Genomic DNA, 13,506 nt, shown 5'->3' on the forward strand with positions numbered 1-13,506 from the left:
GTCCAGCAAAGATTTCGCAGCGGAGAAAGTGCACATGGCCGATATTGACTACTTTTTTGCGACACTCTCGCCTTATTCCTACCTGGCCGGGACGCGGCTGGAAGAGATTGCGGCCAAACACGGCGCGTCGATCAATTACAAACCGCTGGATCTTATTGCCTTGTTCGGGCGGACCGGGGGCACGCCGCCGAAGGATCGGCACATTTCGCGCATCGAATACCGCGCGCAGGAGTTGCTGCGGCAATCGAAAAATCTGGGGATGAAGTTCAACCTTCAGCCTGCGCATTGGCCGACCAATATGGCGCCTTCCTCTTACGCCGTGATTGCGGCGACCAGGGACGGATCGGGGGATGTGGGCAAGCTGGTCCATTCCATTCTGCGCGCCTGCTGGGCTGAAGAGAAGGATATCGCGCAGGACGATGTGATCCGCGAGTGTCTGACGCAGGCCGGGTTTGACCCGGGGCTTGCCGACAGCGGTTTGCTTGTCGGTGCAGAAACCTATGCCGCCAATCTGGAGGAGGCTGTCGACCGCAGGGTCTTTGGCGCGCCGTTTTACATCACCGAAGATGATCAGCGGTTCTGGGGGCAGGATCGGCTGGATGATCTGGACCGGCATCTGGCGGAACTGAAAGGATAGTGAGCCCCTTGCCTTCGGTTTTTGTCCGAACGTTGGGGCAGGGCACCCGCAATGTTCTGGCCCTGCATTGCACCATCGCCCATTCCGGGGCCTGGTCAGGTCTGGCTTTGGCACTGGAGGGCGAGGCTCAGCTGACCGCGCCGGATATGCTGTCCCACGGCCGCAGCCCGGACTGGGACGGGCAGGGCGACTATTTCGATCTGGTCACTGCGTGCACCGCAGGGCAGATAACCCGGCCGGTGGATGTCATCGGCCATTCCTTCGGCGCCATGATCGCGTTGCGGCTGGCGGTGGAACATCCCGATCTGGTCCGCAGCGCCGTTCTGATCGAACCGGTTTTCTTTGCCATCGCCGCGCAGGATGCACCGGACCTGCTGGCGCAGCATGGTGACGACGCCGGCCCCTATGAGGCCGCCCTTGCCGCTGGTGACATGGCGCTGGCCGCGCGGTTGTTCAACCGGTTGTGGAGCACGGACGACAGCCCGCGTTGGCCGGACTTGCCGGAGCATACACGCGCGGCGATGGTCCGGGGCGTGCATGTTGTGCCTGCTGTCGAAGACGTGCTTTTTCAGGACAAAACCGGATTTCTGGAGGCCGGAGTTCTGGATCGCGCCAATATGCCCACCCTGATCGTGAGCGGTTCGAAGTCGCACCCGGTCATGCCCGCCGTTTGCCGGGGTTTGGCGCAAAGGCTGCCCAACGCAGCCTGCGCGCGGGTCGACGGGGCCGGGCATATGGTGCCGATTTCCCATCCGAAGGAAACCGCGGTTCTGGTGCGGCAATTCTGGAGTCAGCTCCCGGCGGTGGATACCTGAAACTGAGTTGGCGCAGTATCGCCGTTCGTCAAAGCAGGGACAGGAACCTGTCGATTTCCCCGGCGCTGATGGACCAGTCGCACACCAGACGGCAGGCCAGGATTTCCGCGTCGTCGCCCCCGTCCAGTTCTGCCCCCCACAGGTGATAGACGGCCCCGGCCTTGTGCAGCTGTTTGTGCCGCGCGCGCGAGAACCGGGCAAAGATCATATTGGCCTGCGGTTCGTGCAGGAACGACGCCCCTTTTGCCCGCAGCCCCTCGGCCAGCCGGGCGCAGTTGTCATTCGCCTGACGCGCCAGTTTCAGCCACAGGTCGTCCTGAAGATACGCCGCCATCTGAGCCGACAGATAGCGGTGCTTGGAAAACAGATGCGCGCCCCGCTTGCGGCGCAGTTCAAATTCCCAGGCCTTGGATTCGTCAAAGAACACGACCGCTTCGACCCCCATCAGCCCGTTCTTGGTGCCGCCGAAGCTGACGGCATCCACGCCCGCTTTCCATGTCATCTCGGCCGGCGAACAGTTCAGCGCCACCAGCGCGTTGGTGAACCGCGCGCCGTCCAGATGCACCGGCAGGTCGTATTCCTTGGCGACGCCGCACAGCGCCTGCAGCTCGGCCAGAGAATAGACTGACCCGCGCTCGGTTACCTGTGTGATCGAAACCGGGCCCCGCTGAGGGCCATGCACGCCGCGGGTTTCCTCGGCCAGAATAGACCGGCGCAGGGCCTCGGGCTCCATCTTGTCGTCACCGGGCACCAGCGTCAGTTTCGCGCCGCTGTAGAATTCCGGCGCGTTGCACTCATCCTCGTGGATATGGGCGACGGGAGAACAGAAAACCGTCTCCCATGGCTTGGCCAATGTTGCCAGCGCCAGCACATTTGCGGCGGTGCCGGTGGCCACCAGATAGACCGCCGCGCCCGGCGCCTCAAAGATGCCCCGGATGCGATCGCGCACCTCGTTCATCAGCGTGTCAGCCCCATAGGCCATCTGATAGCCCTGGTTGGCTTCGTTCAATGCGGCCATGACCTGCGGGTGGACCGGGCCGGAATTGTCAGAAGCGAAATACATCAGCTGGGCTCCTCGATGATATAGTCTTCCCATTCTTCGATGGGCGTTTCGAACTCTGACACCGTGCGCCCCTGAACCGAAATCCTGGCAGCGTGCACGCTGTCCGGCGTACCAGATATCAACGGATGCCAGTCGTAAAGAGGTTTCCCTTCCCACAGTAGGCGATAGGCGCAGGTCTGCGGCAGCCAATAGGCGTGATCGTCGATATTGTCGGGCTTCATTACGATACATTCCGGCACGAACTGGTGGCGGATGTCGTATTGCGTGCAGCGGCAGGTTTCGTCGTCCAGCAACCGACAGGCGACGCAGGTCAGCGCAACTTCGCCACTGTCCTCATCCTCAAGCTTGTTCAGGCAGCACTTGCCGCAGCCGTCGCACAGCGCTTCCCACTCGCGCTGGTTCATTTTGGTCAACGGTTTGCGTTCCCAGAATCGGGGGCTCAGGCCGTTGCGATCGATCGGGTCGGTGGTCATAGTTCTGCCAGAAGGGTACGGGCCTTGTCGCAATCGGCTGTCATCTGCGCGATCAGACCGTCCAGCCCGTCGAATGTCATCTCGGGGCGCAGGTAGTCGACCAGACCGACGGACAAAGTGGTGCCATACAGATCGCCGGAAAAGTCGAACAGGAAGGTTTCAATGTTGGGAACCTCGCCCTGAAACATCGGCCGCGTGCCCACCGAGGCCGCGCCGTGGTAACTGCCCTGATGGGGGCCGTCCAGAACATCGACAAGCACTGCGTAGACGCCGAATTTTGGCGGGTGCAGCCCTTCGATGGACATATTGGCTGTGGGGAAACCCAGTTCGCGCCCCCGTTGTTCGCCGCCTATTACCTCGCCCTCGATCCGGTGCCAGTGGCCCAGCATCGCCGCTGCGTCGCGCGGGCGGCCATCGGTCAGGGCCGTGCGGATCGCGGTGGACGAAACCACATTCTCGGACCGTTCCATCAGGGGGGCGATGGTCACGCCAAAGCCCATCTGTTGGCCGAACCGGGCCATGTCACCCGCCGTACCGCTGCGCCCCTTGCCGAAACAGAAATCGGCACCTACGACGATGTGGGACAAGCCCAGCCCGTCACAAATCACGTTGCGGGCAAACTCGTCGGGCAACAGCCCGGCCAATGCGGCGTTGAAAGGCAATTCATACAGCTTCCGCACCCCCAGCTTTTCCAGACGGTGCGCGCGGGCGTTGCCGCGCATCAGGCGAAAGGGCGGGGCGTCAGGCGCAAAATACTCCCGCGGATGCGGCTCGAATGTCAGCACGCCCAGCGGCGCGGACGGAGCGGCGCTGCGCGCCAGTTCGATCACCGACTGGTGGCCGACATGCACGCCGTCAAAATTCCCGATCGCCACGCTGGCGCCGCGGTCCTGAGGCTCGACAAACTGAAAATCCCGGATGATGCGCATGGCGTCTGCCTAGCGGGACTGGTGCGCTTGTTCAAGGGCCTGAGAGGTCAGAGAATCCTCAGTCGAATTTGCGTGACGGTGCCAGCACCATGGCTTCACCAACCAGGACCTTTTTGCCATCGACTGCACAGTGGCAATCCAGCTTGACCCGGCGCTTGGCAAAGTCGATATCGATCACCTTGACCTCGGCATAAACCATGTCGCCGGGGCGGACAGGGGCGAGGAATTTCAGCGACTGGCCCATATAGACCGTGCCGTGACCCGGAAGTTGTTCACCGATCACGGCCGAGATCAGCCCGGCAGTCAGCATCCCGTGCGCGATACGGCCCTCGAAAATCGTGTCGCGGGCATAATCGTCGTCCAGATGTACCGGATTCCGGTCGGTCGACACCTGCGCGAACATCTCGATATCTTCATCCGTCACCACTTTGCGCAGGTGACGGGTCATGCCCATTTCGATGTCTTCAATACAGATCGTTCCGCGTGGAAGATTGTCCAACATGTCGCCCTCACTCGAATCCTTCGGGCAACAAAAAAACATCAGCTACCCTGGTTGGGAAACTTTATTACTTCGCAAGCGCAGAAAATCAAGACATTTCTGTTCAGCGCAAACGGCCAATCGTGTAGGTCGGATTGATATTTTCCCTTGCAATATAATCAGTTAGGGATTCGTGATGCGGATGATGCGTGGTTTTTGTTTCAGCAGCGGCCAATCCGCCGGAAATGAACAGAGAATCAATCCCCTCACCCATGCCGCCCAGAATGTCGGTATGCGGGCCGTCACCGATCACCAGAATGTCGCCATCCACGATGTCATGACCCAGCTCCTGCAGCCTGCGCCGGGCCAGATCGTAGATCGGCGGGTGGGGTTTGCCGAAATACAGGCTTTCGCCCCCCATTTCGGTATACAGCCTTGCCAGCGCACCGGCGCACCATTCCCGGATTTCGCCCCGGTCGACCACGATGTCCGGATTTGCGCATAGCAGCTTCATGCCCTTTTGCTTGGCATAAAGGAAATCCGCGCGGTTGACTGACGGATCTGCCATCGGATCAAAGGGGCCGCAGCACACGATGCCCTCGGCCTGATCCAGTGGCACACGCTCGATATGGATCGGGTGATGCAACAGCTTCAGCGGTTCAAAGAACCCGGCGTCGCGTTCCCACTCGCCCATGAAATAGACTTTGTGGCCGACTTCACCGCGGTACATGGCCGACCGGGCGGAATCCCCGCTTGTAGCAATGGTGTCATAGGCATCGGCTGGAACGTTGAACTGCGCCAGTTGCTCGGCCACTCCGGCACGCGGTTTCGGTGAGTTCGTGACCAGCACCACGACCCCGCCCTGCTGCCGGTAAGCCTGCAGCGCGGCGACTGCTTCGGGGAAGGCGGTGATTCCGTTGTGCACACAGCCCCAAAGATCAACGAACAGCGCCTTGTAGCGGTCGGAAACTTCCGTAAGGGAGGAAATAATCTGGGTCATGGGCCCCTCATGTGGCACGTCGGTCAGGTTGGCATGGCTATGGCAGAGCTTGCACCGTTTGGCCAGAGGGGGCTCTGCCCCCGCCGCGGCAAGCCGCGACTCCCCCGAGGTATTTTTGGCCAGATGAAGCAGGGGGTCCATTCTTCATCCGGGGTTTTGTCTTCCACAGCGCGCGGCTGAGCCCTGTAAGAAAGAAAATGGCGCCCCGAAGGGCGCCTTTCTGTCGGATCAGACCTTAAGGTTCGGTATGATCTGTTTCTTCCGGCTCATGACGCCGGGCAGAACCACCGCGTCGCCGTCAACCGACGCGCCAAAGCTTTTCTCGGCGACGGTTTTTACCAGATCGTTCGGAACCAGCAGCGTGGCCTCTTCGTTGAGGATGTCCACAACGAACAGCAGCACCTGGTCTACGCCGTCTTCCTTGGCAACATCGACCATTGAGTTCGACAGGCTAGCCTTGCGGTCCAGTACGACGCCCGGTGCGGTGGTTTCCAGAACCGAGACGCGGAACTTGGTGCCGTCGACTTCGTATTCCTTGCTGTCCATGCGGATCAGCTCTGCGTCCGAGAAGGAGGACACATCCGATTTCGCGGCAAACATGTCGGCGGCGTAGGCCGGCACGTCCAGACCCAGATCAGCAGCCAGTTTCTCAGCCACTGCGCGGTCATGCGCGGTGGTGGTGGGCGAGCGAAACTCCAGCGTGTCGGACAGGATGCAGGTCAGCGCCGCGCCTTTGATGGCCTCTGGCATTTTCGCGGCATCGTCGCCCATCAGGTCAACCATGATGGTGGCGGTGCAGGCCAGCGGGCGTACGGTGATGTCGATTGGACCTTTGGTTTCCAGACCGCCGACCAGCTTGTGGTGGTCGATGATGGCGCGGATATCGGCGCTGTTGATGCTGGCGGGCAGCTCGGCCGGGTTGTTGGTGTCGACGATGACAACGGGCGCGTCTGCTTCGACGTCGTCGATAATGCGCGGCTTGGGCAGATCCCAGCGCTGCAGCATGAAGGCGGCTTCGGTGTTGGGTTCGCCCAGCAGAACGGGCTCGGCCTGTTCGCCTTTGACTTCGTTCAGGTACCAAGACCACAGGATCGGCGAGCCTGTGGAATTGGTGTCGGGGGATTTGTGGCCAAATACTAGGGTTGTCATGTCAGCGTCCTGAGGATGGAAGATTTGCGCGCCTTATAGGGCGGTCTTCCGGGGTTGTCACCCGGCGGAAGGCAGGATGCGACGGTTGGTCTGAATGTCGGCGGATTTCGGTCAGAAGGGGGCGCGGGTCAGTTGATAGCCTGCCTGCTGAAGCTGGTTCAGCAATCCATGTGTGTCACCCAGATGGCCTGCACCCACGGCAATGACCACCGTCTGATCCTGAAGGCGCAGGATCTTTTCCATCCAGTTGGCGTTCCGCTCGACCAGAAGCTGGTCTTCGAACCCTTTCCATTCTGCCTCGAATTCCTCGGGTGTCAGCCCGGATGCCTCCAGGCCCTGCATTTTGGCGAAGTGAAGGATCTGTGCATGCCGCTCTTCCAGATAGGCGTTTGCCATTGTGATCAGCTGGTTACTGTCGGATTGCAGCGCACCGGACAGGCGGCTCAGGGATTGCACCTGTTCCTCGATCGGATGGCTGTCGAATATGGCGATCAGATCCGATACCTGTTCCAACGAATGCTGGGGGATGCCGTTCGCCTCAGCCACTTCGGCAACCCGCTTGTCCATGCCGCGGTCGAAATCGGGCGTTGTCATCAGGCACGGCGGGATCCCAAGGATCATGCTGAGAAACCAGGGGCGCATCTTGGCGGCCATCCAGCTGGGAATACCCCGTTCGGACAAAGATGCGGAAAGCGCAGCCCAGTCTTCCGCAGGCATCAAATCGACCAAAGTCGGACCCGACGTGATCATGACCGGGCTGAAATCCTTGGCCAGATCACTTTCGAACGCCTTCATGTCGGCGTCGGTGATTTCAAAATAGAAAGCATCCGCGTCGCGCAGGGTCGGGGTCAGCCTGTCAATCACATCACCCATCCGCGCGTCATTGGTGTGCAGGGTCCCTATAAGGTGGAGAACAGTTCCGTCCTTTTCCGCGATCCAGTGATTGCCCTCGGGGAAAAGCGTTTCACTGACCAGTTGGTCCAGCGTCGCCCGTTCCTCGGCAGTCAGGTCCAGCCGCAGATCCCGCCCTTCGCAAGCCGCATGAGCCATTGCGGGCAGCAGGACAAACAACAATAGGCAAAGCAGACGCATGGAGGTGACCCCGGGTTTTCAGGTTTTTGTCCCAAGACATAGCCACGCGGGCAGCGCGGGCGCAAGCCGGCGAATTCTTTGCGGCCTCTCTGGCAATTGCGGAGGATTTGCATAGCATGCGGTCATGAACCGCGAGCAGGACCTCTACCCTCCGATCAAGGCGCTGTTGGAGCGTCAGGGCTATACCGTCAAAGGTGAGGTTGGCGCCGCCGATATCGTGGCCGTGCAAGAGGGCAGTGAGCCGGTTATCGTCGAGCTTAAACTGCGGTTTTCGCTGGCCCTGTTCCATCAGGCGATCACGCGGCTGAAAGTGACGGATCAGGTTTACATCGGTGTGTGCAAGCCAAAGGGTCGAACGGCCCGGCGGGCGTTAAAGGATAACCTTGCGCTGTGCCGGCGTCTGGGCCTTGGATTGATCACAGTGCGCGCCGATGGCGCGGTCGAGGTGCAATGCGATCCCGGCCCCTATGCGCCACGCAAGGACAAGGTCAGGGCCGCGCGGTTGCTGCGCGAATTCGACCGGCTGGAAGGCGACCCCAATGCCGGAGGGGCCACGCGGCACGGGATCGTCACAGCCTATCGTCAGGACGCGCTGAGATGCGCGGCGCATTTGGCCGAATGCGGGGCAACCAAAGGGGCGGACGTGGCAAAGGCCACCGGTGTAGCCGAAGCCACGCGTCTGATGCGCGATAACCATTACGGTTGGTTCGACAAGGTCGCGACAGGCGTCTATGGGCTTTCTGACGCCGGGTATGAGGGCCTGAAGCACTGGGCTTATAGCTGGGAGCAAGCTGACTGAGGCCTGCGGTCAAAAAAACCTTCACATCTTGTTGACTCGGGGTTTGCGACCCCCTAGCTATGCGTCGTTATCACTCGGCAGGTCCGAGTGCTAACGACCTCGCCATCCGGCGGGGGGAGGATAAATAAACTTTGAGCCCAAGGAGCTACAAAGATGGCATTGAAACCGCTTCATGACCGTGTGCTGGTTCGCCGTACCGAAAGCGAAGAGAAAACCGCAGGCGGCCTGATCATTCCTGACAGCGCGAAAGAAAAGCCCAGCGAAGGCGAAGTTGTCGCAACCGGCGAAGGCGCGCGCAAGGACAGCGGCGAACTGATCGCAATGGCTGTGAAAGCTGGCGACAAGATCCTGTTCGGCAAATGGTCGGGCACCGAGGTTCAGGTCGACGGCGAAGAACTGCTGATGATGAAAGAAAGCGACATCATGGGGATCATCGAGTAAGCGCAGGCTTTCTCTGATCTTCACACGCTTTACCTCAATACAATTTCTCAAGGAGAAACAACATGGCTGCTAAGGACGTCAAGTTCGACACCGATGCCCGTAACCGCATGCTGGCAGGTGTCAACATCCTGGCTGACGCTGTCAAAGTGACCCTGGGCCCCAAAGGCCGCAACGTGGTCCTGGACAAATCCTTCGGCGCACCGCGCATCACCAAAGACGGTGTTTCGGTTGCCAAGGAAATCGAACTGGAAGACAAGTTCGAAAACATGGGTGCGCAGATGGTGAAAGAAGTCGCCAGCCGCACCAATGACGAAGCCGGCGACGGCACCACCACCGCAACTGTTCTGGCTCAGTCCATCGTCAAAGAAGGTCTGAAGCAGGTTGCAGCGGGCCTGAACCCGATGGACCTGAAGCGCGGCATCGACCTGGCGACCGCCAAGGTAGTCGAAGGCATCAAAGCCGCTTCGCGTGAAGTCAAGGACTCGGCAGAAGTTGCGCAGGTTGGCACCATCTCGGCCAACGGCGAAGCCGAAATCGGCCAGCAGATCGCAGACGCGATGCAGAAGGTTGGCAACGAAGGCGTCATCACCGTCGAAGAAAACAAAGGTCTGGAAACCGAGACCGATGTTGTCGAAGGTATGCAGTTCGACCGTGGCTACCTGTCGCCTTACTTCGTCACCAACGCAGACAAGATGATCGCAGAACTCGACGACTGCATGATCCTGCTGCACGAAAAGAAACTGTCCTCGCTGCAGCCGATGGTTCCGCTGCTCGAGCAGGTGATCCAGTCGCAAAAGCCGCTGCTGATCATTGCCGAGGATGTTGAAGGCGAAGCACTGGCAACTCTGGTTGTTAACAAACTGCGCGGCGGCCTGAAAATTGCTGCTGTCAAGGCACCGGGCTTCGGCGATCGCCGCAAAGCCATGCTGCAGGACATCGCAATCCTGACCGGCGGTCAGGTGATCAGCGAAGATCTTGGCATGAAGCTTGAGAATGTCACCATGGACATGCTGGGCACCGCCAAGAAGATCGAAATCACTAAAGACGAAACCACCATCGTCGACGGTGCTGGCGAGAAAGCCGAGATCGAGGCACGTGTTGCTCAGATCCGCACCCAGATCGAAGAAACCTCGTCGGACTACGACCGTGAGAAGCTGCAGGAACGCGTTGCCAAACTGGCAGGCGGTGTTGCTGTTATCCGCGTCGGCGGCATGACCGAAGTCGAAGTGAAAGAGCGTAAGGACCGTGTGGACGATGCTCTGAACGCGACCCGCGCTGCCGTTCAGGAAGGTGTTGTTGTCGGCGGTGGTGTTGCTCTGGTTCAGGCCGGTAAGGCCCTGAACGAACTGGAAGGCGCAAACGCCGACCAGAACGCAGGCATCAACATTGTGCGCAAGGCCATCGAATTGCCGCTGCGCCAGATCGCTGAAAACGCGGGCGTCGACGGTGCGGTTGTTGCCGGCAAGGTTCGCGAAAGTGACGACGCAGCCTTCGGCTTCAACGCTCAGACCGAAGAATATGGCGACATGTTCTCGTTCGGTGTCATTGACCCGGCCAAAGTTGTCCGTACCGCTCTGGAAGACGCGGCATCGGTTGCTGGCCTGCTGGTCACCACCGAGGCCATGGTTGCAGACCGTCCCGCCAAAGAAGGCGCGGCACCTGCAGGCGGCATGCCCGACATGGGCGGCATGGGCGGCATGATGTAAGCTGCTTGGGCCATAGTGCTTAGGGACGGGGTCGCCTTCGGGCGGCCCCGTTTCGTTTTTGTGGCGCGATGCATGGGAAAGTGAGTGTGCAAGTGGTGACGAAACCGCTATGCCGTTGAAATGAGATTGTTTCTGTTCACCGCTCTGACCATGTGCGCCTTTGCGGCAAACTCGATTCTGAATCGTCTGGCGATCGACAGCGGAGCCAGCGACCCGGCGGGTTTTGCCGTAGTCCGCGTGTTCTCCGGCGCATTGGTGCTGGCCGCCCTGGTTTTTCTCCGGGCCGGAACGCTGCCCCTGCGCAACCGGCGCAGGGTTGCCGGGGCAGGGTCGCTTTCCCTTTACATGATCGGGTTTTCGCTTGCCTACCTGACACTGGATGCGGGGTTGGGAGCGCTGATCCTGTTCGGCGTGGTGCAAATCACAATGTTCGCGGTGACGTCCGTGACCGGCAACAGCCCTTCGCCCCGGCAAATCGCCGGGGCTTCGATTGCACTTGCGGGGTTGGCCTATGTCCTGTGGCCGTCCGGGGCGGTACAGGTCAGTCCGGCAGGCGCGACGTTGATGGCCGCAGCCGGGATCGGCTGGGCAATCTATTCGCTGGTCGGCCGGTCCGAGCCGGATGCATTGGCCGGAACCGCTGCCAATTTCGTAGTCGCCTTGCCTGTAACCGCGCTGACCTTGCTGGCCACCGGAGGAACGTGGCAAATGACGGCTGCCGGTTATCTGCTGGCCGCGCTGTCAGGGGGTGTCACGTCCGGCATGGGTTACGCCCTCTGGTACCGGGTTTTGCCACAGCTTGCGCCCACAACGGCCGCGGTTGTGCAACTCAGCGTGCCGATCATTGCCATCTTCGGCGGGGTTGTACTGCTGGGCGAAACCGCCAGCCTACGCCTGATCCTGGGGGCTGCGCTGGTGCTGGGTGGCATTGCGCTGGCGGTCCTGCGCCTGAAACCCGTGCAAGGGGTTTAATCGTCCCCCGTTAGGCTTTATCTGGCGGCTATGAGATATCTGCTCGCCCTGATCCTGCTCCTTGTCCCGGTGGCGGCGCACGCGAAATGCGTTGTGCTGCTGCATGGTCTTGCGCGAACCGAGGCATCGTTCACCGTCATGGAGCAGTTGTTCAAAGCACACGACTACAACGTCGTGCGCCCGGGCTATCCATCGACCGACCTGCCAATCCCGGAACTGGCCGCCCAGACCTTGCCCGAGGCGTTTGCGGGATGCGGCGAAGATCGGGTTAACGTGGTGGCCCATTCGATGGGTGGCATTCTGCTGCGCTACTGGTTGCAGGACAATCACCCGGAAAACATGGGCCGCGTCGTCATGCTCGGGCCGCCCAATCAGGGCAGCCAACTGGTGGATGAGCTTGGCGCGTGGGAGGTGTTCGGAATGCTGAACGGCCCCGCCGGGCTGGCGCTGGGCACCGGCCCCGAGGGGACCCCGAGGCAGCTGCCGCCGGTGGATTTCGAACTGGGCGTGATCGCGGGCGAAAACTCGCTGAACCCGCTGTTTTCCTCGATGATTGATGGCAGGGATGACGGCAAGGTTTCGATTGCGACCACCAGGGTTGACGGGATGAAGGACCATATCGTTTTGCCCGTGACACACACATTCATGATGAACAATCCGCGGGTGATGGCGCAGGCCCTGCATTTCATTGAATTCGGACAGTTCGATCCGCAGATCACCTGGCTGGACGGGGTGATGAATATCATCGACGAAATCTGCATCGGGCAGGATTGCTCGGAACCCGCTTCGGAGCCCACGCAATGACCGCATTAACCCTGAACCTGACCGGCGCAGAGGTTCTGCTGCCGGGGCAGGGTATCGTGCCCGCCGACCTTTCAATCGCCGGGGGGATCGTCCAGCCGGACAGCGCCGGGCGGCAGGTCGACCTGTCCGGATTTCTGGTGTTGCCCGGGATTATCGACCTGCACGGGGACGGGTTCGAGCGCCATATCGCGCCGCGCCGGGGTGCGATGAAACAGATGGACGAGGGTATCCTGTCGGTCGAGGCGGAACTGGCCGCCAACGGGATCACAACGGCAGTGCTGGCGCAGTTCCACAGCTGGGAAGGCGGTGTGCGCGGCCCCGAATTCGCGGGCCAGGTATTCGATGCCATTGCATCGGTCCGGGGTCGCGTCGTCACCGACCTGATGCCGCAATTGCGGTTCGAGACGCATATGCTGGACGACTATGCGGGGCTTCCCGAACGTATCTCCGCATGGCAGGTGCCCTATGTGGTGTTCAACGACCACCTGCCGCATGACCGTCTGGCGCAGGGCCGCACACCGCCACGCCTGACCGGGCAGGCACTGAAGGCCGGGCGCAGCCCCGAAAACCATCTTGCGATGTTGCAGACCATGCACGCCCGCAGGGATGAGGTTCCGGCGGCGCTGGATGCCCTTTGCGCGACTCTGACGGAACAGGGCGTCCGCATGGGCAGCCATGACGACGCGACCGCCCATACCCGTGCCGAGTGGCGGGAACGCGGGGCCTGGATTGCGGAATTCCCCGAAACGCTCGAAGCGGCCGAAGCTGCCCGAACCGCCGGGGATCATATCGTTCTGGGTTCTCCTAACGTGGTGCGCGGCGGGTCACACAAGGGCAATGTCAGCGCGCTGGACCTGATCACGATGGGGTATTGCGATGCGCTGGCGTCGGATTACCACTATCCCAGCCCGCGCCGGGCGGCGCTGATGCTGGTCAGGTCCGGGGTGTTGGATCTGGCCGGTGCGTGGGCGCTGGTGTCGTCAGGGCCAGCCCGGGTATTGGGATTGCGCGACCGGGGTACGCTGGCCGCTGGCCAGCGCGCCGATCTGGTCATTCTGGATGCGCGCACCCACCGCGTTGCCGCCACGCTGGCAGGCGGGCGGGTCAGCTATATGTCCGGCGACATCGCGGCAAGGTTCGTCGGGTAA

Annotated in this window: 15 protein-coding genes; 8 read left to right on the plus strand and 7 right to left on the minus strand. The window is 61.0% G+C overall.

Annotated elements, in window-relative coordinates:
• The first annotated feature begins 34 nt into the window (after positions 1–34).
• A complete protein-coding gene (locus tag ACXAC3_RS07940) occupies positions 35–637 on the plus strand; it encodes a DsbA family protein (protein WP_475158479.1) in 603 nt (200 codons plus the stop codon).
• Positions 637–1,452 (plus strand): alpha/beta fold hydrolase, encoded by an 816-nt coding sequence (locus ACXAC3_RS07945; protein WP_475158480.1) that lies wholly within the window; start codon positions 637–639, stop codon positions 1,450–1,452. Before ACXAC3_RS07940 ends, ACXAC3_RS07945 begins: the two co-directional genes overlap by 1 nt.
• A gap of 28 nt (positions 1,453–1,480) precedes the next feature.
• Here ACXAC3_RS07945 and ACXAC3_RS07950 read toward each other — a convergent pair whose 3' ends face one another.
• From ACXAC3_RS07950 to ACXAC3_RS07980, 7 genes are all read right to left on the minus strand, one after another.
• Complete coding sequence (locus ACXAC3_RS07950) at positions 1,481–2,515, minus strand: threonine aldolase family protein (protein ID WP_475158483.1); 1,035 nt, start codon at positions 2,513–2,515, stop codon at positions 1,481–1,483.
• The gene (locus ACXAC3_RS07955; RefSeq protein WP_475158485.1) at positions 2,515–2,988 is read right to left on the minus strand and encodes a YcgN family cysteine cluster protein; all 474 of its coding nucleotides are present in this window, start codon (positions 2,986–2,988) and stop codon (positions 2,515–2,517) included. Before ACXAC3_RS07955 ends, ACXAC3_RS07950 begins: the two co-directional genes overlap by 1 nt.
• Positions 2,985–3,917, minus strand: coding sequence for a bifunctional riboflavin kinase/FAD synthetase (locus ACXAC3_RS07960; protein ID WP_475158486.1), 933 nt, complete (start codon positions 3,915–3,917; stop codon positions 2,985–2,987). The genes ACXAC3_RS07955 and ACXAC3_RS07960 overlap by 4 nt, the downstream gene beginning before the upstream one ends.
• Before the next feature lie 58 nt (positions 3,918–3,975).
• Entirely contained in the window at positions 3,976–4,419 is a 444-nt protein-coding gene (locus tag ACXAC3_RS07965) for a MaoC family dehydratase (RefSeq protein ID WP_058275996.1), read from the minus strand.
• Between the two features lie 100 nt (positions 4,420–4,519).
• Positions 4,520–5,395 carry a TIGR01459 family HAD-type hydrolase gene (locus ACXAC3_RS07970; RefSeq protein WP_475163384.1) on the minus strand — a complete coding sequence of 292 codons (876 nt, stop codon included), beginning with the start codon at positions 5,393–5,395 and terminating at the stop codon, positions 4,520–4,522.
• Between the two features lie 228 nt (positions 5,396–5,623).
• Entirely contained in the window at positions 5,624–6,544 is a 921-nt protein-coding gene (locus ACXAC3_RS07975) for a manganese-dependent inorganic pyrophosphatase (protein WP_475158490.1), read from the minus strand.
• A 111-nt stretch (positions 6,545–6,655) separates the two neighbouring features.
• The gene (locus ACXAC3_RS07980) at positions 6,656–7,636 is read right to left on the minus strand and encodes a TraB/GumN family protein (RefSeq protein ID WP_475158494.1); all 981 of its coding nucleotides are present in this window, start codon (positions 7,634–7,636) and stop codon (positions 6,656–6,658) included.
• A gap of 124 nt (positions 7,637–7,760) precedes the next feature.
• Here ACXAC3_RS07980 and ACXAC3_RS07985 point away from each other — a divergent pair, with 124 nt between their 5' ends.
• The 6 genes from ACXAC3_RS07985 (at position 7,761) to ACXAC3_RS08010 (ending at position 13,506) form a co-directional block, all read left to right on the plus strand.
• Positions 7,761–8,435, plus strand: a complete 675-nt coding sequence (locus tag ACXAC3_RS07985; RefSeq protein WP_475158496.1) for a DUF2161 domain-containing phosphodiesterase — start codon at positions 7,761–7,763, stop codon at positions 8,433–8,435.
• 153 nt (positions 8,436–8,588) lie between these two features.
• Positions 8,589–8,876 (plus strand): co-chaperone GroES, encoded by a 288-nt coding sequence (gene groES, locus ACXAC3_RS07990; protein WP_170352338.1) that lies wholly within the window; start codon positions 8,589–8,591, stop codon positions 8,874–8,876.
• A 62-nt stretch (positions 8,877–8,938) separates the two neighbouring features.
• Positions 8,939–10,582: a chaperonin GroEL gene (gene groL / locus ACXAC3_RS07995; RefSeq protein WP_475158497.1), complete on the plus strand. Its 1,644-nt coding sequence runs from the start codon at positions 8,939–8,941 to the stop codon at positions 10,580–10,582.
• 120 nt (positions 10,583–10,702) lie between these two features.
• Positions 10,703–11,554 (plus strand): DMT family transporter, encoded by an 852-nt coding sequence (locus tag ACXAC3_RS08000; protein WP_475158500.1) that lies wholly within the window; start codon positions 10,703–10,705, stop codon positions 11,552–11,554.
• A gap of 30 nt (positions 11,555–11,584) precedes the next feature.
• The gene (locus tag ACXAC3_RS08005) at positions 11,585–12,358 is read left to right on the plus strand and encodes an alpha/beta fold hydrolase (RefSeq protein WP_475158502.1); all 774 of its coding nucleotides are present in this window, start codon (positions 11,585–11,587) and stop codon (positions 12,356–12,358) included.
• Positions 12,355–13,506, plus strand: a complete 1,152-nt coding sequence (locus ACXAC3_RS08010; RefSeq protein WP_475158503.1) for an alpha-D-ribose 1-methylphosphonate 5-triphosphate diphosphatase — start codon at positions 12,355–12,357, stop codon at positions 13,504–13,506. Before ACXAC3_RS08005 ends, ACXAC3_RS08010 begins: the two co-directional genes overlap by 4 nt.

Source organism: Ruegeria sp. ABV4_181 (assembly GCF_056158465.1).